Source organism: Paenibacillus montanisoli (assembly GCF_003268025.1).
In the GTDB taxonomy this organism is placed as follows: domain Bacteria; phylum Bacillota; class Bacilli; order Paenibacillales; family Paenibacillaceae; genus Paenibacillus_Z; species Paenibacillus_Z montanisoli.
The window spans coordinates 73,306-94,797 of sequence record NZ_QLUW01000006.1 but is presented as its reverse complement, the minus strand read 5'-3'; the positions used below and the strand labels follow the sequence as shown (position 1 = coordinate 94,797).

Below are 21,492 nucleotides of genomic sequence, written 5' to 3'. Positions count from 1 at the left end.
GCTAATAACCCGTCTGCCGTGCAGGGATTGCGGTCCTGCGGTGCAGCTTTCGGTACCGTGCGGGCGTCATGGCGAATCTCGCCGCAAACACTTTGTAAAAATAGCTGAGGCTGCTATAGCCGCAATCGAGTCCGATATCGACGATGGCGGTCTCCCCCTGCTTGAGCAGCAGCGCGGCATGCAAAAGCCTCTGTTCATTGAGCCATTCCGTTGGCGTAAGACCGAAATATTTGCGCATTTCCCGGCATACGTGTTCAGGCGAATAGGGAGCCAGCCGGTAGAAGGCGCCGATCCCTTCGGTGACGCATTCCCGCTTGCACGCTTTGGCAAGCAGCTCGTTCAGCCACCTGGGCGCATCGGGATGGTTCTCCGCGCGCGGCGGGGCGAAATGCTGGACAAGCAGCTGGGTGAGCAGTCCGCGCGCTGCAGACCGGATAGCGGCCTTATGGTCAGCGTTGATCGTACTGATACGCTCGTATTGACCAATGAGCCATGCAACTTGCTCCGGCATCAGGCTGCATCGCGGCGGCAGCGCCGGGTCGATTAGCCTTGCCGGCTCGAAGCCCTCTCCCAAGTAGGCAAAAGTCTCCTCCATCATGGACGTTCGGAAATTAATGTTGAGCAGCTCCACTTCCTCATCCCCGAATCGCTCGTAGCTGTGCACATCGGCAGGGCGGATGAACACGAGCTCCCCTTCCGTCAGCAATTGCTTCACGCCATTAACCAGATGATAAACGCTGCCCTCCGTAATCAGAAAGCATTCATAGAAGTCTTCGTGATCATGCACAATCGTCCAATATTGCAGCTTGCGGTGATAGTAGAATTCCGTTTCGAGCTGTGGATGGATAAGTTCTTGCGCGGTTAGTCGCAGCATTGGCAGACGCCTCCCATATGCCCCCATTATATCAGCAGAGAGCAAATCCGAATCAGCAGAAACGAAGATTCGTCGTCGCTTCGGATGATACGCTATCAGCAGAACGAAATATAGCAAGGAGATGAACAGACGATGCTGCGAATTCCGCTCCACGAAGAATGGCAATTGACGCATGAAGACTTGTCCTCGGGTCCGTCCGAGGCTTACCGCGTGCTTGGCAAAGAAACCGGATGGCTGCCCGTCGCCAAGCTTCCCTGCGACATCCACATGCCGCTGATCGAACAAGACCAGATTAAAGACCCGGTTCTCGCCGATTACTGCTTCGCCGCGGAGTGGACGGAAACGAAGTCCTGGTGGTTTATGAAGCGTTTCTCGCTTGGCCCGGATACGCTTTCGCGAGAGCGCATAACGCTCCATCTGGAAGCGCTCGATTCGGAGGCCGACGTTTGGATGAACGGCGTCCATCTCGGTCATCACCGCAGCGCCTTCTACCCGTTCCGCGCCAACGTCAAGGAGAAGCTCCGCGAGGGAGAAAACGTGCTGCTCGTCCGGGTGACGTCTGGACTGGAGCACGTGTCCGCCCAGGACATGGTCATGACGGCCGGAACGCTCGCGGAAATCGAGAACGCGACCATCGGCAAGCGCGGCGACGACCGGCGCGCCAATGTGCGCAAGCCGCAGTTCGTCTACGGCTGGGACTGGGGTCCGCGGGTGGCGACGACGGGGATCGTCGGCGGCGCCTGGCTGGAAGCGGACAGTACCATCGCCATTCGCAACGTAAGCGCCGTGACGCTTGAAGCCTCGGCTGGCGGCGGCGCGGCACTTTTGCGCGTTGAAGTGGAGGCGGAGCAGCTCCACGCTTTCAAAACGCGGGAAGCGAAACTGTCGCTGCGGCTGCTGCAGCCGGATGGAAGCGGCGCAGCCGCGGCCGAGGCAAACGAGCAGCTATGCCTGCGCTCCGGCCTCAACTATCTGGCCTACGAGATTGAGGTGCCGGATGCCCGGCTATGGTGGCCGAACGGCATGGGCAGTCAGCCGCTCTATACCGTTCAAGCTTCGCTCGCTTGCGGGGACGAGCTGGCGGTTTATTCGGATGTACAAATCGGCATTCGCACGGTGCGCATCAATACGGACCTTGTCCTTTTCGGCGACGATGAGGCCGAGCGGCAATTTACGCTGGAAGTGAACGGCGTGCCGGTTTTCTGCAAAGGCGGCAACTGGATTCCGGCCGACTCGATTATCGCCAGGGTCAGCGACGAGAAGTACGAGACGCTAATTAGCGAGGCGCGGGGGGCCGGCTTCAACATGCTGCGCATTTGGGGCGGCGGCCACTATGAGCGGGATATTTTCTACGAGCGCTGCGATGCTTACGGCATCTTGGTGTGGCAGGACTTCATGTTCTCCTGCGGCAAATACCCCGACCACCTGGACTGGTATAAGCAAGAGGTGACCCTGGAGATCGACTATCAAACCCGGCGGCTGCGCAATCATGCCTCGCTTGCGCTCTGGTGCGGCAATAACGAGAACCACTGGGGCTTTGACGAATGGTGGAACGGTACCCGGCACCCGGACTTCTATGGCGGATCGGTCATTTACAATGAGATCGCGCCTGCGCTCATCCGTAGCAACTGCCCGCATATTCCATACTGGAACAGCTCGCCTTACGGGGGCGAGCATCCGAACGGCAACGCGATGGGCGACCGCCACCATTGGCATGACGGCACGATGAACGCGGATATGCAGCGGCGCATCACACCGGAGATCTATGACGAGGTGCAGGCGAAGTTCATATCGGAATACGGCTATATCGGGCCGTGCCGGTTGTCGACGATCGAGACGTATTTTGACGGGGCGGCCATCGACACGGGCAGCCGCATTTGGGGCCTGCATACGAATACGTTCGAGAAGGATACCGTGAGCGCCGGCATCCGGAAGCATTATTCGGATCGCGACGACCTTTCGCTCGATGACTATCTGCTGTACGCAGGACTCTGCCAAAGCCTGATGTATCAATATTCGCTTGAATCGATCCGCAGCAAGCCGTTCTGCTCCGGCGCCCTGTTCTGGATGTACAACGACTGCTGGGGCGAAGTCGGCTGGACGATCGTGGACTACTACTTGCGGCGCAAGCTGAGCTACTATGGCGTTCGGCGTGCATTTGCCCCGGTGAAGCTCATTCTCCGCGAGCAGGCGGGCATGGTGGAGGTGACCGCCATTAACGAGACGGATGCGCCGATCGCGGAAACGCTTGAATGCGGCTTCCTCTCCTTCGACGGCCATGAGCGGCGGACGGAACGGATCGACCTCGTCATTCCGGCGCGTTCTCGAGGCGTGCTGCACCGGTTTGCCAAGGAATCGCGCAGCGGCGGCGTATTCGCGGCTATTCCATGCGGGACCGGGGGTACGCCGATCCTCCAGCCGGCGATTCTTCGCCCGGGGGATACGCGCACGCTCGGTCTGCCGGACGCGAAGATCAGCATCCTGTCCGTCGCAGCCGACGGCGAAGACCTGCTGGTCACGTTAACGTCGCAAACCTTCGCTCATGCGGTACATTTCAGTCTGCCTGATGATCTCCGGCTGAGCGACCATTATTTCGATTTGCTGCCGGGCGAAACGCGTACGATTACGATCTACGGCGGAGCGACGCTCGAATTAGCGGGATTAACCGTTCGCGCTATTAACTAGACAGCACAAACGAAACGGCGGCAGTCAAAGACTGCCGCCGTTTTTCTTAGGCTTGAGAAACCTGGATTTTATCAAAATAAGCCGTGCCCGGGTACCACATGTTCGTAGAATATTGAAGCTGCGAGATATTGCTGGACGATGCCATCACTGGCGCGTTCGTCAATACGGCTGTCCCGTTGATCGAGAGATTGAACGTGCCGGCGGCCAAATTGACGACAATGCGGACATCGTACCATTGGTTCGCGGCGTAAGACACCGTCGTATCCGTCCATGCGATGCTGGAATTGACGTAGCCGAACTTTCCGTTGTCCCGGAAGGCGATTTGCACGATCGGCGTTCCGCTGCTGTTCAGCAAAATCGGGCCGGAGATGAGCGCGTTGGTCTGATTCGCCATCATGCGCGTATCCACGGTTACCGTTCCCGCAGCCGCCGCGAACGTTTTCGTCGCGGAGGCTCCGCCTGAACCGTAGGTCGTCTGCGTCAGGGCAAGCGCACGGTTCGTCGCGTTCGCTCCGTCGGCAGCCTGCTGCGCCGAGGCCGAAGCGCCGGTGGCGCTGACCGTCCACCCCGAAGGCATTTGCCCGATCGTCGTGCTATCGAAGCTTTCCGCATAAAGGCTCGTTTTGGCCTGGACGGAGCTGCTTGCCGCCGACAGATTGTTTGCGGCATCGTAAGCTTTTACCGTATACGCGTACGAGGTGTTCGCCGTCAATCCGCTGACCGTATAGCTCGTGCCGGTTGCAGTCCCCGCTTCCGTGCCGTTCCGGTACACCTTGTATCCGGTCACGCCCACATTGTCGGTCGAGGCCGTCCACGTCAAGGATGCGGTCGTATCCGTTACCGAAGCAACGGTCACGCCCGTCGGAGCCGTCGGCGCTTGCGTATCCCCGCCGCCCCCGCTGCCGGTGCCGACTTGGATATTGTCAAAATGAGCCGTGCCCGGATACCACATGTTCGTCGCGAATTGAATTTGCGAAATGCTGCTGGAAGACGCCATTACAGGTGTATTCGTCAACACGGAAGTGCCGTTGATCGATAAATTGAACGTGCCTGCCGCCAAATTGACGACGATATGAACATCGTACCATTGGTTCGCCGCGTACGACATCGTCGTGTCCGTCCACGCCATGCTCGAGCTGACATAGCCGAACTTCCCGTTATCCCTGAAGGCGATTTGCACGATCGGCGTTCCGCTGCCGTTCAGTAAGATCGGGCCGGAGATAAGCGCATTGGTCTGACTCGCTTTCATGCGCGTATCGATCGTGACCGTTCCGGTTGCCGCCGTGAACGTCTTCGTCGCGGAAGCCCCGCCCGAACCGTAGGTCGATTGCGTCAAGGCAAGCGCGCGGTTCGTCGTATTCGCTCCGTCGGCAGCTTGCTGCACCGAAGCCGAAGCGCCGGTGACGCTGACCGTCCACCCCGAAGGCATTTGCCCGATCGTCGTGCTTTCGAAGTTCTCCGAATATCCGCTGCCCGAACCGGCCGTTGTCGTCGCCTGAACGGAATTGCTCGCTGCCGACAGGTTGCCCGCGGCATCGGTCGCTTTTACCGTATACGTGTACGCGGTGCTTGCCGTTAGTCCGCTGTCCGTATAACCGGTGCCTGCAGCGGTACCAACTTCCGCGCCGTTTCGATACACCTTGTAGCCGGTGACGCCTACATTATCCGTCGATGCCGTCCATGTCAACGAAGCCGTCGTATCCGTCACCGATGAAGCTGCCAGGCCGGTCGGCGCGCTTGGAGCCATCGTGTCGCTGCCTCCCGATACAGCCGTCGTCGCGGTGACCGCAATATCGTCGACAAACGCATAGCCGCCGGTTGTCGGCTTATAGCCGTAAATCGTCACGCTCGTGTTCGCTGAGCCCGTCGTAAACGTGAAGTTCTTCTCTTCCCATGTCGTTGCGGTCGTTTCCTGATACGAATCCGTGCCGCCATAGTTCTTCACGCCGAGTCTCACGGATTGACCGCTCGAGCCGGCCCGCAGGAAGCCTCTGACCGCATAGGTCGTATTCGGCTGCAGCCCGGTGATCGTCTGCTCGATGCCGTCTGCGCCCGTACCTAAGCTGATGCCGGTTTCCCACTGCCATCTCGAGGAAATCTTCTGGCCGGAGTAGTCGAATGCGGGCTGCGCCGTCTGCGAGTTCGTTTTCGTCCACCCGTATAAGCTGTCGATATTAGGCTGGCGCATCCGGTTCAGGTCCAGCCGGCCGTTAACGACCAGATTTTTGTAATCCGTATCCACGAGCTGATAGGTTGGGTTCGGCGGATTAGAGAAGTTGACGCCCGCCGTCCAATCTGCCCCGCCGGATTCGTACGCTCCCGCATCCGGTGCAGAGCCGACGTAACCGTCGGTAATCCCCCGGATCGGCGTTCCGAAATTGATGGCGTCCGAGCCGCCTACGTACTCGAATTGGTTATTCCCCGTGCCCACTACGCTGTCATTCACGGTCGTCGTAGTTGAACCGTTAATGATATCGACCCGGTCCGCCACGTGCCAGAAGTACGAGGAGCTCGCATTTTTCGTGCCGGTTACTCTCACTTTCATGGTATGCTGGCCGGCACTCAGCGTCGGGCTTGTGTAGACAAGCGTGTTGCCGGTATGGGTCGCTGAATACGTATCGACCATGGTCTCCGTTCCGCCGTCGATCGATACGCCTACAATGCCCATGAGGGTATCCTTCTCCGAGTACAGCTTGATCTGGGTGCCGTTAAACCGGACCTGGTAATAAGCGCCGGCCGTTGCCGAGAAATGATTGTCGCCCTGATAATCGAGCGCATTGCTCGCCGTCGCCCAGGTTTGCAGCCGGAAATCGTTCGCCGACGTGTTCACGTAGTTCGGATTGCCGGAGGTCAAGTTGTTGGAGAAAAGCGCCCCGATGGTCGATGCTCCCGTATCGAGCGCATCGGTCGCAATATTGTTGACGATCCGGTCCTTGTAGGCGTCGATGCCATACGATGGGAAAGATACATAAATATCCGACGTATTGTAGGTCGTATTGTTATAGATCAGGACATGGTCGGAAAAATGGTTGGCGATGATGCTGTGCCAAGGCAGGCTCCAGGTGACGTTTTTGTACACGAGCGCATCCGTCGTATGTTCGTCTAAGTAGATGCCCCCGACCCAATCCCCGCGCGTTCCGTTCGGCCCGTTATAGCGGTATCCGCTGCCGTGCCAATAATTGTGGTGAATTTCCGAGTTGCCCAGACCGTTATGCGCGGTGTACAGAAGTCCGGTATCCGTGGCGAAATAGTTTCCGTCATGGAAATTGTTGTACTGAATGACGCTGCCGTAGAACTCGCCGCCGATTAACGATCTTCCCGAGTGATACACCTCGTTGTGGCTGATCAGATGGTTCATGCCGAGGATTTCGACCGCCGAATTGAATACGATCGGCCCATACGTCCCGTCATGGATCAAATTGTTGACCAGCTTGTTGCCCGATCCCGAAATCGTCACCAGCGCGCCGGACGAATACTGCAGTTCGCTGTTCTTAACCGTGCTGTTCGTCCCGCATAAGCAAATGCCCGCGGAGTAGGTGACGCCTTTATTGAACTCGGATAAATATTTCGCGTTAATCCCGTCGATCACATCGTTGTTGCCGTTCGTCATATCGATCGTCGCGGCAAACAGGTTAATTCCGCTGACCGTGATGTACGATTTGCCCGTTAAGTCGAAAGCCAGATTTCTCGCTTTTACTTCCACCGTATGATTGGCTGGCGTGTCGCTCGCTGTCGTGCGCAGGTACAGAGTTCCTGTCGTTTTGTCATAGTACCACTCGCCAGGATAGTCGAGCGCGGCAAGCTTGCCCATGATGTAGTATTCAGGCGTGCCAAGACCCCAGTCGGCCAAATCGATTACGCTTCCGGGCGGCTCTTCTTTGCGGAACTGCATATAAATGATGCCTCCGGAGGCACTTGTCAATTTTACATCCGCGGAATACGTAAAATCCTTCGCCGTCGTATTGGAGAAGTACCACGACGATCCCGAGGTAGTCTGCGGCTGGGTATATCCGGTTAATGTCGTGCCGTTGGCCGTCCAATAGCCTGCCGATTCATCCTTGGCCCAGCCTTTAATGTTGCTGGCGAAGTTCGGCGTGTATCTGCCCGTTGGCTGATTCGGATTTTGGCTTGTAATCGTGGCGTTCACGTTCGTAAAGGTTGCCGTTGCTGCGATTGACGCGTTGTTCGATTCCACGCCTACGCCGAACGAGCCTTCCTTCAGCGCCGAATCCGTCGCCGTAATGACCGGCGTCGCGCCATTGTTTAAATACACGTTCAACGAGCTGCCGGATGCGGTTACTTTCAGGTTGTAAGTTGTATTGGTTTGTACGGTCACATTCGAGCTGCCTAGTTCGGAGCCGTTGGCGCCGAGCAGCTTTAACGTATTGTCGTAGGAGGATAATTTGAGGCTGTAAGCGGATTGCGAGGTTTTCAAATTCAGTTGCCCCTGCGTATACGTGGTGCCGAGCGCGCTGCTGAAGTTCCATGCGCCGGAATCCGCAATAAACAGAGCCGCATTGTCCCAATATCCGTTCGCTTGCGTCAGATTGACGGGATCGACCAGGACGCCGCGGTTCGTTTCCGGATATTTCGCCAGGTACAAATTAGGATCATACAGGTTGCCCACTGGAGTATTCGGTGAGCGGGCCAAGAAGTTGGCAACGCCGTCGACATAGACCGAATCGAGAAAATCCCCCATGTTCAGGCTGGTCGACGTTTTGTAAATCGAGCCCGAATGCACGGTCCAAGGGCTGGTGACGGGATCGGCGCCGCTGACGGTGACGTTCGCTCCGGTATCCGGCATAAACGTGATCGGGCTGCCTGCCGATCCCGAATTGGCCGGTTTGACGGTCTCGCGGTACGTACCTGAGCGGATTTTGACCGTGTCGCCGGCAGCGGCTATGCCCGCCGCCTTGCTTATTGTTTTCCATGGACTGCCTGTACTGCCGTTGCCCGTTGCGTCATTCCCGTTGACTGCGTCAACATAGTACGTGCTTCCTGCTGCGGATGCCTGCCGGGGCGGCGAAACCATCAACATCCCAGAAACCAGCGCGGTAATCAGCCCCAACATCAGAATCCTTTTGCCCATTAATCCACATCCTCTCACCTTAAACGTATTTATTTCAAACCCCGTAATCGAGGCCTGAAACCGGAGTAGTGAATAGAACCGGCTGCGACACCTTCCTTTCTATAAGCTGATGAATTGAGTATAGACGAGGAGCGGAATGAAGGATAAGAGATTTAACTACGATTTTTGGACTGGGCGGATTGGACGGGCAAGGAAACGATATCGAAGCGAGATATCGGGTCTAATGAACTTGCCTGCTACTAGGGTCATATAAGAAAAACTTGGAAAATTTAGTGCCATTCACCTGATTTTCCGGGAGGTCATCTAAGAACCAAAAAATTAATGTATGATATTGGAGAATAGAGATTCTGAACCGAAGGAAGGGTTAAGCTTTGAACCGAAACTCGACAAGCAACCACAGTTCCCGAGCCGAACGTTCGCGGAAAAACAAGACTACTTCTCTGCTCTTACAGGCAACCGTGGCGACCCTGCTCATTAGCGGCGGAATTCTGTATAGCGTTTATGCGAACCTATCCGGTTCGGCTCAGGAGCAACCTGCCGTAAGCGAGAACACTACCACAGTCGTGGCACCAGCCGAAAATGACGCCGCTCCTTCGACGGACCCAGACACGGCTACGACCGGAGATGTGCAAACAAGCAGCTTGCATGCCTCTGAGACAGCAGCGGTTGAAACCGTTCATGCGCCTGCGAAAGCTGCGGATCCAGCTAGCTCGGCAAAGGGAACATCCGCACCGAAGCAAGCACTCAGCAGCGGCAAAGCTTCCTCTTCTAAACCATCGAGCCAAGCAGCAAAGCTGCCGAAGACCTACGTCATCAAAAAAGGGGACACGTTGTCCACTATTTCCATGAAATTCTACCATTCGAAACAGCACGTGGCCCTTTTGGCGGAGTACAACGGCATTTTGTTTATCAATGAGATGAACGTCGGGGAAACCATCAAGATTCCCGCGCTATCCTCGAAAGCGGCATCCGGACCGGGCAAGCAGAACGTCGACTACTCGAAAGTAAAATTGCCGGCAACCTATTTGGTCCGCGTCGGCGATACATTGTTCACGATTGCGATGCGATTCTATCAGTCTCAAGATTATGTAGAATTGCTGGCGAAACACAACAAGCTGAGCACGACCGAAGGTCTGAAGGCGGGAACCGATCTTATTATCCCCGCTATCCCGACTGCGAAGAAGGTTGCTTCAACCAAACATGTCATTCAGGAAGGCGAGACGCTTTCCAGCATTTCCAGAAAGTACTACGGCTCCAGCAAATACGCGAAATCTATCGCCGCCTATAATCGGTTGTCGGACAATGACGTCGTGAAGAGCGGGGATGTATTGAGCATCCCGAAAGTTCCTTCTATCTGAAGAAAAGAGGCTGCCGAGGTTTGATATGCTCCCCAAATAGTAGACAGGTAAAATAATAAAAGCCTGATGCTAGGAGGGGAGCATTTTTTCATGCCAAAAAATCAATACCATGCTGAAGAGAAGCTGTCCATTATCGAAGAGATCGAGCGTGGCGAACTTGGGATTATGGCCGCTACTTATAAATATGGGATATCAAAAACAACTTTGGTTAAATGGCGGCAACGGTATGAGGTCTATGGATTTGAAGGGTTAGAGGTTCAAACGGGCAACAAGTACAAGATTGCGAGCCGGACACAGCTTTCTGACTGGGTGAAGAAGTATAATAGTCATAGCAGCTTAAATGCTTACAACGAGGGAGCAAAGGCTATGACGATGAAACGTTCAACAACTTGGCAGAACGACTGGAGATTGTTCAGTACTGCCTCACACATAACCAGGACTACGGGAAGACAGCGGAGCAGCATCAAGTTTCCTACCAGCAAGTTTACCAGTGGGTAAAGAAATATCAGACCGGTGGGCAGGATGCCCTACAGGATGGCCGAGGACGAAAAAAGGCAGATGAGGAGTTAACCGACGCAGATCGTCAGCAGCTTGCATTGAAGAAGCTTGAGGCTGAGAATGAGCGTCTACGGGCAGAAATTGCATTCTTAAAAAAGTTAGAGGAACTGGAAAGAAGGCGACGCTAAGTCAAGTACGTCAAGAAAACATCTATCTTGCTATTCAAACTGTTCAGCAAAAAAATCAAACTAGCGTGAAGGTGCTTTGTGAAATAGCTGAGATCCCACGTTCGAGCTATTACAAATGGTTGCATCGCAAGCCGAGCGCTCTTGAGCTGGCGAACCAACAACTTGCAGAAGCGATGATCTCGTTGTACGAAAAGGTTGGCGGCATATTACAGGCAAAACTAAACGGCCTCAGTCCGATGGAATTCAGGACGAAGGCCGCTTAATTGATTTTATTTATTTCGACTGTCTACTTGACGGGGTGCTGTTCAGTTCGGCAGCCTTTTGTCGTCATTCTCTATTCGTCCTCGTCCTCGTCCGCGAAATACGTGCACTTAAAGCGCTCCGTGCCGGGATACTTCTCGCCTAAACTCTCCACCGTAAACCGGCTGCTGCGATAAAAGTCGGCCGCTTCCTCGTCCGTTTCCGCCTGCAGCGTAGACGGCTTCTCCAACTCCAGCAGCTCCAAAATCATGCCCCTGCCGTAGCCCTTATACCGTTCGGCCGGATCAACGGAAATATGATCGATCTCAATCGTGCCGCCGCCCGCATCGTGGTAGCCGATGAGGCCGATAATCTCATCCTCGGATTCGTAGCCCAGCAGCCTCATCGCGTCATCGTTCTTATACCGCTGCACCGCCCGCTCCAGATGCTCCGGATCGGGGAATACCGCCCAGCCGAGCAGATCCCGGATCGCTTCTTCGTCCAGTCTTGCTTTAATATCAATCAACATTCGGTCTACCGCCTTTATTAGGGTAACTATGCTATGAACCGAATTATACCATAATCGGCTTCATCGGCGCTTCCCTCCTGAACCGGACACCGCTCGGCGGATGGATGAGCAGGAGAATGGTTGCGGGAACCAGAACCTATTAGAAATAAATACAGGACAAGTCATGGAGGATGGATGAACGATGGAGAACACGCTCATAGATGAAGTATTTCAAGCGGCTCAAACAGGGGATGCCGCAAAGTTGAACGAAATGCTGGCGGCTCATCCGCAGCTTGCCAATACCGAGAACGGCCAAGGTCTTACGCCGCTTGGCTACGCGGCGCATTTCGGGAAAGCGGCTGCCGTGCATACGCTGCTGGATCGCGGGGCTGCAGTGAATGCCGTGTCGCATTCGAAGGTACCTTTCATTCCTTCGAATACCGCGCTTCATGCGGCAATTGCGGGGGAACGCAGCCTGGAAGTCATCAAGCTGCTGCTGGCGCATCAGGCGCAGACTACGATTGCCGACAGCAACGGACATACCGCTCTGCACGTGGCCGCATTTCATGAAGACAGCGCAGACATCATCCGCCTGCTGCTCGCACACGGCGCCGATGTCCATGCTTGTCGGGCTGGCGGGGATACCGCCTTGTCGCTAGCCGTCAAGCAAGGCAATACTAAGGTGGCGGAGCTGCTTCGGTTTCATGGAGCAGTCGATTAGGAGCAGGCTGGCTGTAACGAACTCCAGAATGCTTATTTGAGCAAAAGTGGTGAATTGGAGTGCGTAACGAACTCCAGACGCCTTATTTCGTGCAATGATGGCCGATTTTGCACCAAAACCACGAAATAGCGCCGCTGGAGTTCGTTAGATTCCGATGCGAGTCATTTTCGGATCATTAAGCACGATTGAGTTCGTTAGCTCGGACCGAGGCTTTTCGGGGCGGACGCAGCTGACCGCGTGTTTCCGTGCTCTCAGCAATCGCCGCCCCAGCCCGAAAAGCACAACTTAAAAAGTCCTGCCCGGTATTACCGAGCAGGACTTCACTATACCGGCACCGGCTGAAGCGCATCCTGCGCAGCCGGCTTATTGATGTAATACCCTTGAATGCCCCAGCAATCGAGTGCCTTCAGCATGTGATACTGCTCCGCATCCTCTACACCCTCGGCAATGACCTTCAAATTGAGCGCCCCCGCCATGACGAGCATGGCGGAAAGCAACGATTCGTTCATGTTCGCGATGAAGGATCGGTCGATCTTCAGCGTGTCGATCGGCAGCAGCGTCAGCATGCTCAGCGAAGAATAGCCCGTCCCGAAATCGTCCAGCGCAATGCTGAAGCCAGCGGACCGCAGCAAGCCCAGCGTCTGGCGAACTCCCTGCGAGTCGTGAATGACGGTGCTCTCCGTCAACTCCAGCTCAACCGCGTGGGGCGGAACCCGCTCCTCCTTCATAATCTCAAGGATCCGTTCCACGAAATCCGGCTCACTCAACTGCACGCTCGAAATATTGACCGCCACCTGGATCCCCTCATCGTAGCGGCTTTTCAGACGATGCCAATCTTGGCACGCCTTGCGGAGCACCCAATAGCCGATCGGCACGATAAGCCCGGTTTCCTCGGCGACCGGAATAAACTGGCACGGCTGAATCATGCCCGCATCCGCCCGCTTCCAACGCAGCAGCGCTTCGGCGCCGATGACCTTCTCCTGCTGAGGGCTGTAAATGAGCTGATAGTGCAGCTCGAATTCTTCCTCTTCGATGGCCCGCACCAGCGCCAGCTCGTGGATGAAATTCTCGACATGGTCATACTTGAAATTCGCTTCGTAGACATGGAAACTTTTGCGGCCTGCTCCCTTCGCGCGATAGAGCGCAATGTCGGCTTGCTTGAGCAGCGTCGGAATATCCTCCTGATCCTGCTTCAAGGCTATGCCGATACTGCTGTTCAGCTTAATCTGCTGGCCGTTGATGGCAAAGGGGGCCTGGAAGACATCCATGATCCGCATTGCCAGCTGCTCCGGCTGCGGCATGCTAACGTCCGAGGCTACGATAAACTCGTCACCGCCGAGCCGAACGAGCGTATAAGCCTCGTGAAACGCCCCGTTCAAACGGGCGGCCACCTCGACAAGCACCGCATCCCCGGCGTCGTGGCCGAACGTATCGTTAATGTTTTTAAAATAATCCAGATCAAAAAGGAACAGCGCCTCGGTCCCTTTCATTTTCTCCAGCAGAAATCTACGGTTGTACAGCTTCGTCAAATCATCGTGATAGGCATAGTCGAAGAGCAGGTTCTCATAGTTTTTGCGGGCGGTAATGTCCCTCGTAACGCTGATGACGTAGTCGACCTCGCCATGCTCGCCAAAAATCGGGGACAGCACCGATTCCCCGCTCATCATCCCGTTCGGCATGACGATCCCGTCCTCGTACCGGATGGGGGTCCGTTCCGTAAGCACGTTCGAATATTTCTTATATAAATAATCCGCCATAGGACCTGAATAGCGTTCGTAGATGGTTTTGCCCGCATCCGCCATCGTAATCCCGGTCATTCGGGTAGCGGCTTGGTTGACATAAAAATAAGTCAGTTCGCGTCCATCCGCCTTCATGACGAAAATGCTGTCTTCAAGCCCATCCATCATGCGGCTGAGCTCCAAATGAAACTCATAGGGGTGGTTCATCCCTGTTCAACTCCTTATGCGGTACCTCTTGGATGTTCACATAACCATTCCCAATACTTCTGCAATTAGAAGCTTTTTCCCTTCTACTCCGGGCTATTCGGCACGTGAATATTTCATCCCCTTAACGAAGCGTCCCTCTCGACAATGCCGGTTAAATATTGCATGCTTAGGGGTATAGCGAAAAACAAAAAGAATGGAGGACAATCGAACATGGATTTAGGGTATCGCAATCGTACGGTTATCGTAACGGCGTCTAGCAAAGGACTTGGCAAAGCCTCCGCCCTCCGCATCTCGGATGAAGGCGCGAACGTCGTCATCTGCGGCAGAAATTCAGAAACGATTGAGGCAGCTGCAGCCGAGATCCGCGCGGCGACCGGCGGAGAAGTGCTTGCGTTGCGAGCCGACGTCTCCTCGCCATCCGATATCGAGGCGCTCATTGCTTCAGCCGTAGAGCGGTTCGGCCGCATTGACGGACTGGTTTGCAACGCGGGCGGCCCACCTGGCGGGACGTTCGCGACGATTACGGACGAGCAGTGGGAGTCCGCGTTCCAACTGAACGTCATGAGCGTCGTTCGGCTTGTCCGGCACGCGCTGCCGCATTTCCCTGCCGAGGGTGGCCGAATCGTCTACGTCTCCTCGACTTCGATCAAGCAGCCGATTCCCGGCCTTGTGCTCAGCAACTCGCTACGGCTCGGCGTGCAGGGGCTGATCAAGACGCTTGCGAGCGAGTTGGCTCCGCGGCAAATCTTCATTAATGCGGCAGCACCCGGCCGGTTCGCGACCGACCGCGTCCGCTCGCTGGACGAGGCCAATGCGTCAGCGGCGGGTATCGCCTATGAAGCGCAGCGTGCCCGGTCCGAGAGCGAAATCGGCGTTGGCCGCTACGGCGACCCTGCGGAATTCGCCCGTTATGTCGCCTTCCTCGCATCGCCTGCGAACAGTTATATGACCGGACAAGCGTTGATGGTCGACGGCGGATTGGTAAAAGCGTTATAGCCCTGTTGCAAGGGATGCCTCACAAGCGGCGAATAACCGCTCATGAGGCATCTTTTTTAGGACGGCTTATTCCATGTATCCTTCAATGGCACAATCCGGTTAAACACGAGCCCGCCTTCTCTTCCGCTGTGCTTCTTATCCACGCAGAAGAACCCATGGCGAAAGAATTGCACCTTATCCTCCGGTTGGGCATCCCGGGCAGACGGCTCAAGCAGCGCGTCCTTGACGATCACAAGCGAGTCCGGATTGACCGCTTCATCCCAGCTGCCGTCCTCGCCGGAAGGCGCGCTCTCGCTCTTCAGCAGTTTGTCGTACAAATGCACGTCCGCCTTCACCGTATGTGCCGCCGACACCCAATGTATCGTACCCTTCACCTTGCGGCCGGCAAAGCCCGAACCGCTCTTCGTAAGCGGATCGTACGTGCAGCGAAGCTCGATGATCTCCCCGGTCTCCTGGTCTTTGACCGCTTCCTCGCAGCGGATGAAATACGCTCCCTTCAGCCTGACTTCGCCGCCCGGAACCAGCCGGTGAAACCCTTTCGCCGGCTCCTCCATAAAATCATCCTTCTCGATATAGATCGTCCGCGAGAAGGGCACCTCCCTGCGGCCCAGCCCCTCGTTCTCCGTGTTATTTTCGATCGATAGCAGCTCCCCGGCAGTCGTCTCGGGATAATTCATGATGACCACCTTAAGCGGTCTCAGCACAGCCATCACGCTGATCGTCGATGCCTTCAGCTCCTGTCTCAAGCTATGATCGAGCAGCGAGATATCAACCGTGCTCTGGGTGCGGATGCTGCCAATCTCCTCGATAAAGCGGCGTATGCTCGCCGGTGTATAGCCTCTTCTGCGAAGTCCCCGCAGCGTCGGCAGCCGTGGATCGTCCCAGCCGTCCACATAGCCGCCTTCGACGATCTGTCTGAGAAATCGCTTGCTCGTCACCACGCCCGTCAAGCTTAGACGCCCGAACTCCCTTTGCCGCGGCGGCTCCGGTATCTCCAGCTCCTGGAACACCCATTCGTACAGCGGACGATGATCCTTGAATTCGATAGAGCATAAGGAGTAAGTCACGCCTTCAATCGCATCCTGGATCGGATGGGCAAAATCATACATCGGGTAAATGCACCAAATATTTCCCGTCCGGTAATGCTCCGCATGGATGATCCGGTATAGGACGGGATCGCGCAGGTTCAGGTTAGGCGAAGCCATGTCGATTTTGGCTCGGAGCACTTTGGAGGAGGTCGGATAGCTCCCCTTCTTCATGGCCTCGAATACCCGCAGATTCTCTTCGACGGACCGATCCCGGTAAGGGCTGTTCCGGCCAGGCTCCGTCAAGGTCCCGCGGTAATCCTTGATTTCATCGGGGGTCAGTTCGCACACATACGCTTTTCCCCGTTTGATGAGCGAAACCGCCGCGTTATAGATCGCATCCGAATAATCGGAGCCGTAGTAAATATGCCCGCCGGGATCGTAACCGAGCCATTTGATATCCTCGATGATCGCGTGGACGTACTCGAGATCTTCCTTGAGCGGGTTCGTATCGTCGAAGCGCAAATGGAACTTCCCGCCGAACCGCTCAGCCGTCGTATAATTCGTGTGGATCGCATACGCGCTCCCAATATGGAGATAGCCGTTCGGCTCAGGCGGAAACCGCGTACACATGCGCCTCGCGAACGGCCCCCGTTCTAGCTCATCCATAATCAGCCTCGATAAAAAATGTTCATTCTCCATGGCTGGCGCCTCCTAATGAATGGTTGATGCGGCAAGAACCGCGCAAAACAAAAAAAACTTCACCCCCAAGACAAGTTGTCTTGGGGACGAAGTCGTTCGCGGTGCCACCCCAGCTTCATTAATATGTCGCCATATTAACCTCTTCAAGTACGACGCCCGCTTCCCAGCCAAGGCGGTTATACTCTAGCTCTGTAACGGGAGCTCCCGTCCTGCCATCCCCCTTTACGGTTCCGGCAAACTGCTCAGAGGCTTGGTTCGGGAACTGGCTCTTTGCTCCTTCTCAGCTGCCGGAGCTCTCTGTTAAAGAACGGTCGTTCCTTACTCTTCTCGTCATCGCGTTTTGAATATGAGTTGGTTAGATAATACCAGAATATTTCATTTCCTGTAAACTGCAACGGATAGGCAATAAAATGTACGATATCTATAGATTGCCCGATGCCGGATTCCCGCGATGCAGCGCAGCGATGCGCGGCGCTCTCCGGGCCACCGCTTCGGCGGAGCAGCTTGCTTGCACAAGCACCGCCGATGCGTCATCGCCGACGGCCGGCCAAACGCGCTGCCCTTGGTCGTTCAGCGGCAGCACGCCGCCGGTAATAAACCGAAGCGCGCGGGACAAGGAGTACTCGTCCGACATGCCGTATGCCTCAGCCAGACGGCCGGCCTTCTCCAGATTGTCGCCGTTGCCGAACGGCGACCAGTGATCCGTCAGGCTGTCCGTTCCCAGCTCGACGCGGACTCCTTTGCTGTGCAGCATCGGAATCGGCATGACCAAACGGCCGATCGGTACCGTGGACGCAATGGAAATGCCCGCTTCCGCGAAACGCTCCGCCAGCTGCTCCGACTGGGCGGCCGTACCGCTGGCAAATCCGAAGGCGTGACTGACCGTCACGCGGCCCTGCCACCCGGCATCGATGGTCATGTCCGCAAGGCGGTTCATCGTTGCATAGCCGGCCTCGCCTTGCTCATGAAGGTGCATATCGATGCCCGCTCCGGTCTCGACCGCCAGCTCCATCATCGCATGCAGCGACCGCTCCAAGTCGCCGTCCACGGAGGTCGGGTCCAGCCCGCCGACATGCGTCGCTCCCATTTCGATGGCTTGTCTCACCAGGCCGATCGAATCCGAACGCAACAGCCCATGCTGCGGAAACGCCACAAGCTCGTAACCTAGCTTGCCTACATATGCCGCTAGCGCTTCCTGCGCGACCTCGAGTCCCCTAAGGCCGCTCGTCGGCTCAATGTTGACATGGCCCCGGAGATGCGTGGAGCCGTGACCCAGCAGCAGCTCGATAATTTGCTTCGCCCGGTCTACGGCGACGGGCAGCAGCTTCGGAAGCAGCATTTTCTCCTCTTCGATCCGGTCGAAAATGCTGCGTGCCGGCTTCACCGCCTGCCATGGACCGCCGTAATACGTCTTGTCCAGATGAATATGCGCATCCCTGAACGCCGGGAGCAGCAGCATGCCTTTCGCGTCCCGCTTCGGACGCTGATCGCCGGCCGGGATCGCTTCGAAGGAAACAGCCTCGATTTGGCCATCCGCAATCAATAGATTTGCAAGCGCCGTTTCAGTTTGGGCCACATGCCCGTTCTCATGCCGAAATCCGGTTTCGAGCCGCACGTTGTGCAGCCAATATGACGTCGCGATACTCATAATTGATTCTCCCATCTTCATTCGATGAAATGTAGGTCTCGATCTCATTTACCACAGTTTGGCGTGCGGGAAATCAAAGCGCGGATGCGCCCGTTTACGCCGCTATATATCGTATCAATCCTAGCAGGGCAAAGGCAAATAAGACGGCGCAATGAAACAAGCAGACATCGGCAATTTACCGGCGTCTGCTTATGTTTGTTGCAGCGATGGCCTCACGTTACTTCTTATCGACCTGAAGCAGAGTTATATTTTTGACTGCGTACGTATCCTTCAGCTTCTCTTCATCCAGGACATTCAGCTTCACCAGACCTGCGATCTTAGACGTGTCCGGCTTGGACAGCAGCCGCCACACCTCCAGATCGGGAACCGCTTCGAACAGCTTGCCCTCATCGTATTCCTTCCGCTCCTGATGGATGACCTTGACCCGGTATTTCTCGGTTTCCAGTTCGGACACGCTCTGCTCGGAGCAATGGTTCAAAATATGCCCGCGCAGCTCCGCCATCTCCTGCTCGATCTCCTTCTGCTTCCGCTTCAATTGGAAGTACCGTTTGACTTTCTTGTCCACTAGTTTCACGCTCCTCTGATACATACCTATGCAGAGAAAGCGCCGGATATTTGGTTTACATGATGCAAAATCGCCTCAAGTCAGCTCGTAGCTTCCTCCCAAGGAGGCAGGGAATCGGTACATGCCGCCCGGCAGCCGCTCAGCGTCAATGAGGTTCCCGTCCCCGTCCGTAATCGTGAGCGGCCGCTCCGAACGAATCGTGCAATGGCCGCCGGCATGCGCCTTTACGGCAGCCCTGTTCAGTTTGCCTGCCTGCCAGTCGATAGCCACCTCGAAGCCGCCGCGCGCGCGCAGCCCCTTCACCGACCCCTCCTGCCACGCATCAGGCAGCGACGGCAGCAGGTGCAAATAGCCCTGATGGGATTGCAGCAGCAGCTCGGCGATGCCCGCCGTAGCGGCAAAGTTGCCGTCGATTTGGAACGGCGGATGGGCATCGAACAGGTTCGCGTACACGCCGCCGCGGTGATAGTTGTCCGGCTCATATTCATCGACCAGCTGAAGCAAATTGTTCACGAAGCTAAGCGCCCGGTTACCGTCGCCGAAGCGTGCCCATAGGCCGATCTTCCAGCCGAGGCTCCAGCCGGTTCCGCCATCCCCGCGGCGTTCCAAGGATTGGCGAGCCGCCGCGAATAGCTCCGGCGTGTCCGCTTCCGTCAGCTGGCGGCCCGGATATACGCCGAATAAATGAGAAACATGGCGGTGGAACTGGTCCTCATCTTCGAAGTCCTTGTACCACTCCTGAAGCTGGCCGTGCTTGCCGATCTGCAGCGGAAACAGCCGCGCTTTCGCTTCCGCCAGCTCCGCGCTCCACTCGGCATCCACGCCCAATTCTTCCGCAGCCTCCATGCAGTTCGTGAACAAGTCCCAGATGATCGACAGATCCATGGTGGATGCCACGCTCACGCCGGAGTACCCGCCATCCGCCGCGAATTTATGCTCCGGCGACGTGGAAGGGGACGTGATCAGCCGGCCTTGTTCATCCTCGATGAGCCAGTCCAGACAGAACAGCGCCGACTCTTTCATGATCGGATAAGCCTTATTCCGCAAGAAGTCCTTGTCTCTGCCGAAGGCGTAATGCTCCCATAGATGCTGCGCGAGCCATGGCCCTCCCATCGGCCAAAGCGCCCAGACGGCATCGCCTTGCCCGAAATCGCCGACCGGCGCGGTATGTCCCCAAATGTCGGTATTATGATGGGCTGTCCAGCCCCGGGCTCCGTAATGGACGCGCGCCGTTTCCCGGCCGGTCGCCGACAGCTTCCCGATCAAGTCCAGCAGTGGCTCGTGACACTCGGCCAAAGCGCATGTCTCCGCCGGCCAATAATTCATTTCCGTGTTGATGTTAATCGTATAGTTGCTGCTCCACGGCGGCCTCGTCTCCTGATTCCAGATGCCCTGCAAATTCGTCGCCTGCGTTCCCGGACGCGATCCCGCAATCATCAAATATCGCCCGTAGTCGAACAGCAGCTTCACAAGCCCGTAATCGCGGGCTCCGAATTGCTTGATCCGACGGTCGGTCGTAAGGTCCTCCCCGTTTACCGGCGATTTATCAGCGCCTAATTGCAGCTGAACCCGGTCGAACAGAGACCGGTAGTCCTGGATATGCCGCGTGCGAAGCTCTTCATATGGGCGGCTCAGCGCCTGCCGGATACGCTCAGCCGTCAACTCAGGCGGCTTCTTGCCATGACCGAAGTCGGTGTCCGCGCTAAAGATCAAGACGGCGCTCGTCGCGCCGGTCACCCGCAGCCCGTCATGGCCCGCTTCCGCGGTGCCTCCCTGGACGACTGCCGCCAGCCTTCCGGCAAACCTTATTGCCTTGGTAGACTCCTCGCTGCCGTAACGAATGGGCTCGTCTACAGTCTGGTAGCTTGGCGCGACATACTCGGGAGCCATTCCGGTCATCAGCAGCTCTTCTCCGTCTTGCCCCGTGCGGTGGCGAAGCGGACTGCTCAGCTTGGCATGGAAGCCAAGCTTGCCCGGATGGCTCGATGCCAGCCTGACGACGATGACTTGATCCGGATGCGAGGCAAACACCTCACGCTCGTACGCCACGTCCCCGATGCGGTAGCTTACCGTGGACAGCGCTTCATCGATCCTCAGTTCTCGGCGGTAGTCCCGCGCAATATTGCCATGATCGAACTGCAGCTGCAGATGGCCGAGCGGCATATACGATTGCGTATAAGCCCCCATCATGCGCTTGCACATCTGATCCGCCTCGACATACCGCTCCTCCGCAAGCAGGCGGCGGACTTCCGGCAGCGCCGCAAGCGCCTCCGGGTTGTTCCACCCTTCGCCGGGTCCCGACCACAGCGTATCTTCGTTTAACTGAAGCAGTTCGTTTTCAATGCCGCCAAAAATCATCGCGCCTAATCGGCCGTTGCCGATCGGCAGCGCTTCCGTCCATACGCGGGCAGGTCTTGAATAATGCAGTTTCATATTCGTCTTCGCTCCT

The 21,492-nt window shown here is 56.4% G+C and carries 14 protein-coding genes and 1 other annotated feature; of the genes, 6 read left to right on the top strand and 8 right to left on the bottom strand.

Annotation, left to right across the window (positions count from 1 at the left end):
- Window position 1 precedes the first annotated feature (1 nt).
- Complete coding sequence (locus tag DL346_RS28845; RefSeq protein ID WP_165822667.1) at window positions 2-874, bottom strand: helix-turn-helix transcriptional regulator; 873 nt, start codon at window positions 872-874, stop codon at window positions 2-4.
- Window positions 875-1,006: 132 nt separating this feature from the next.
- Here DL346_RS28845 and DL346_RS25255 point away from each other — a divergent pair, with 132 nt between their 5' ends.
- Window positions 1,007-3,559 carry a beta-mannosidase gene (locus DL346_RS25255; protein ID WP_112885171.1) on the top strand — a complete coding sequence of 851 codons (2,553 nt, stop codon included), beginning with the start codon at window positions 1,007-1,009 and terminating at the stop codon, window positions 3,557-3,559.
- 46 nt (window positions 3,560-3,605) lie between these two features.
- On the opposite strand, the gene DL346_RS29795 is transcribed toward DL346_RS25255, so the two are convergent.
- Window positions 3,606-8,648: a fibronectin type III domain-containing protein gene (locus tag DL346_RS29795; protein ID WP_276311584.1), complete on the bottom strand. Its 5,043-nt coding sequence runs from the start codon at window positions 8,646-8,648 to the stop codon at window positions 3,606-3,608.
- A 563-nt stretch (window positions 8,649-9,211) separates the two neighbouring features.
- On the opposite strand from DL346_RS29795, the gene DL346_RS25230 reads away from it, so the two are divergent.
- The 3 genes from DL346_RS25230 to DL346_RS29945 all read left to right on the top strand — a co-directional run bounded on the left by DL346_RS25230 (window position 9,212) and on the right by DL346_RS29945 (window position 10,692).
- Complete coding sequence (locus tag DL346_RS25230) at window positions 9,212-10,006, top strand: LysM peptidoglycan-binding domain-containing protein (protein ID WP_165822666.1); 795 nt, start codon at window positions 9,212-9,214, stop codon at window positions 10,004-10,006.
- 90 nt (window positions 10,007-10,096) lie between these two features.
- Window positions 10,097-10,504 (top strand): helix-turn-helix domain-containing protein, encoded by a 408-nt coding sequence (locus DL346_RS25225; RefSeq protein WP_165822665.1) that lies wholly within the window; start codon window positions 10,097-10,099, stop codon window positions 10,502-10,504.
- Window positions 10,396-10,692, top strand: coding sequence for a helix-turn-helix domain-containing protein (locus DL346_RS29945; protein WP_112885168.1), 297 nt, complete (start codon window positions 10,396-10,398; stop codon window positions 10,690-10,692). Before DL346_RS25225 ends, DL346_RS29945 begins: the two co-directional genes overlap by 109 nt.
- A 334-nt stretch (window positions 10,693-11,026) precedes the next feature.
- On the opposite strand, the gene DL346_RS25215 is transcribed toward DL346_RS29945, so the two are convergent.
- Window positions 11,027-11,461, bottom strand: a complete 435-nt coding sequence (locus DL346_RS25215; protein WP_112885167.1) for a GNAT family N-acetyltransferase — start codon at window positions 11,459-11,461, stop codon at window positions 11,027-11,029.
- A 181-nt stretch (window positions 11,462-11,642) separates the two neighbouring features.
- Here DL346_RS25215 and DL346_RS25210 point away from each other — a divergent pair, with 181 nt between their 5' ends.
- Entirely contained in the window at window positions 11,643-12,161 is a 519-nt protein-coding gene (locus DL346_RS25210) for an ankyrin repeat domain-containing protein (RefSeq protein ID WP_112885166.1), read from the top strand.
- 323 nt (window positions 12,162-12,484) lie between these two features.
- On the opposite strand, the gene DL346_RS25205 is transcribed toward DL346_RS25210, so the two are convergent.
- Complete coding sequence (locus tag DL346_RS25205) at window positions 12,485-14,107, bottom strand: putative bifunctional diguanylate cyclase/phosphodiesterase (protein WP_112885165.1); 1,623 nt, start codon at window positions 14,105-14,107, stop codon at window positions 12,485-12,487.
- Window positions 14,108-14,317: 210 nt separating this feature from the next.
- Here DL346_RS25205 and DL346_RS25200 point away from each other — a divergent pair, with 210 nt between their 5' ends.
- A complete protein-coding gene (locus tag DL346_RS25200) occupies window positions 14,318-15,103 on the top strand; it encodes an SDR family oxidoreductase (protein WP_112885164.1) in 786 nt (261 codons plus the stop codon).
- Window positions 15,104-15,159: 56 nt separating this feature from the next.
- Here DL346_RS25200 and DL346_RS25195 read toward each other — a convergent pair whose 3' ends face one another.
- The 4 genes from DL346_RS25195 to DL346_RS25180 form a co-directional block, all read right to left on the bottom strand.
- Window positions 15,160-16,830: a glutamine--tRNA ligase/YqeY domain fusion protein gene (locus tag DL346_RS25195; protein WP_112885163.1), complete on the bottom strand. Its 1,671-nt coding sequence runs from the start codon at window positions 16,828-16,830 to the stop codon at window positions 15,160-15,162.
- Window positions 16,831-16,909: 79 nt separating this feature from the next.
- Window positions 16,910-17,173, bottom strand: a binding site (T-box leader).
- A gap of 78 nt (window positions 17,174-17,251) precedes the next feature.
- Entirely contained in the window at window positions 17,252-18,472 is a 1,221-nt protein-coding gene (locus DL346_RS25190) for an amidohydrolase family protein (RefSeq protein ID WP_112885449.1), read from the bottom strand.
- Between the two features lie 223 nt (window positions 18,473-18,695).
- On the bottom strand, window positions 18,696-19,043 hold the full coding sequence (locus DL346_RS25185) for a hypothetical protein (protein ID WP_240633414.1): 348 nt from the start codon (window positions 19,041-19,043) through the stop codon (window positions 18,696-18,698).
- Window positions 19,044-19,118: 75 nt separating this feature from the next.
- Window positions 19,119-21,476 (bottom strand): glycoside hydrolase family 95 protein, encoded by a 2,358-nt coding sequence (locus DL346_RS25180; RefSeq protein ID WP_112885161.1) that lies wholly within the window; start codon window positions 21,474-21,476, stop codon window positions 19,119-19,121.
- Window positions 21,477-21,492: the final 16 nt, after the last annotated feature.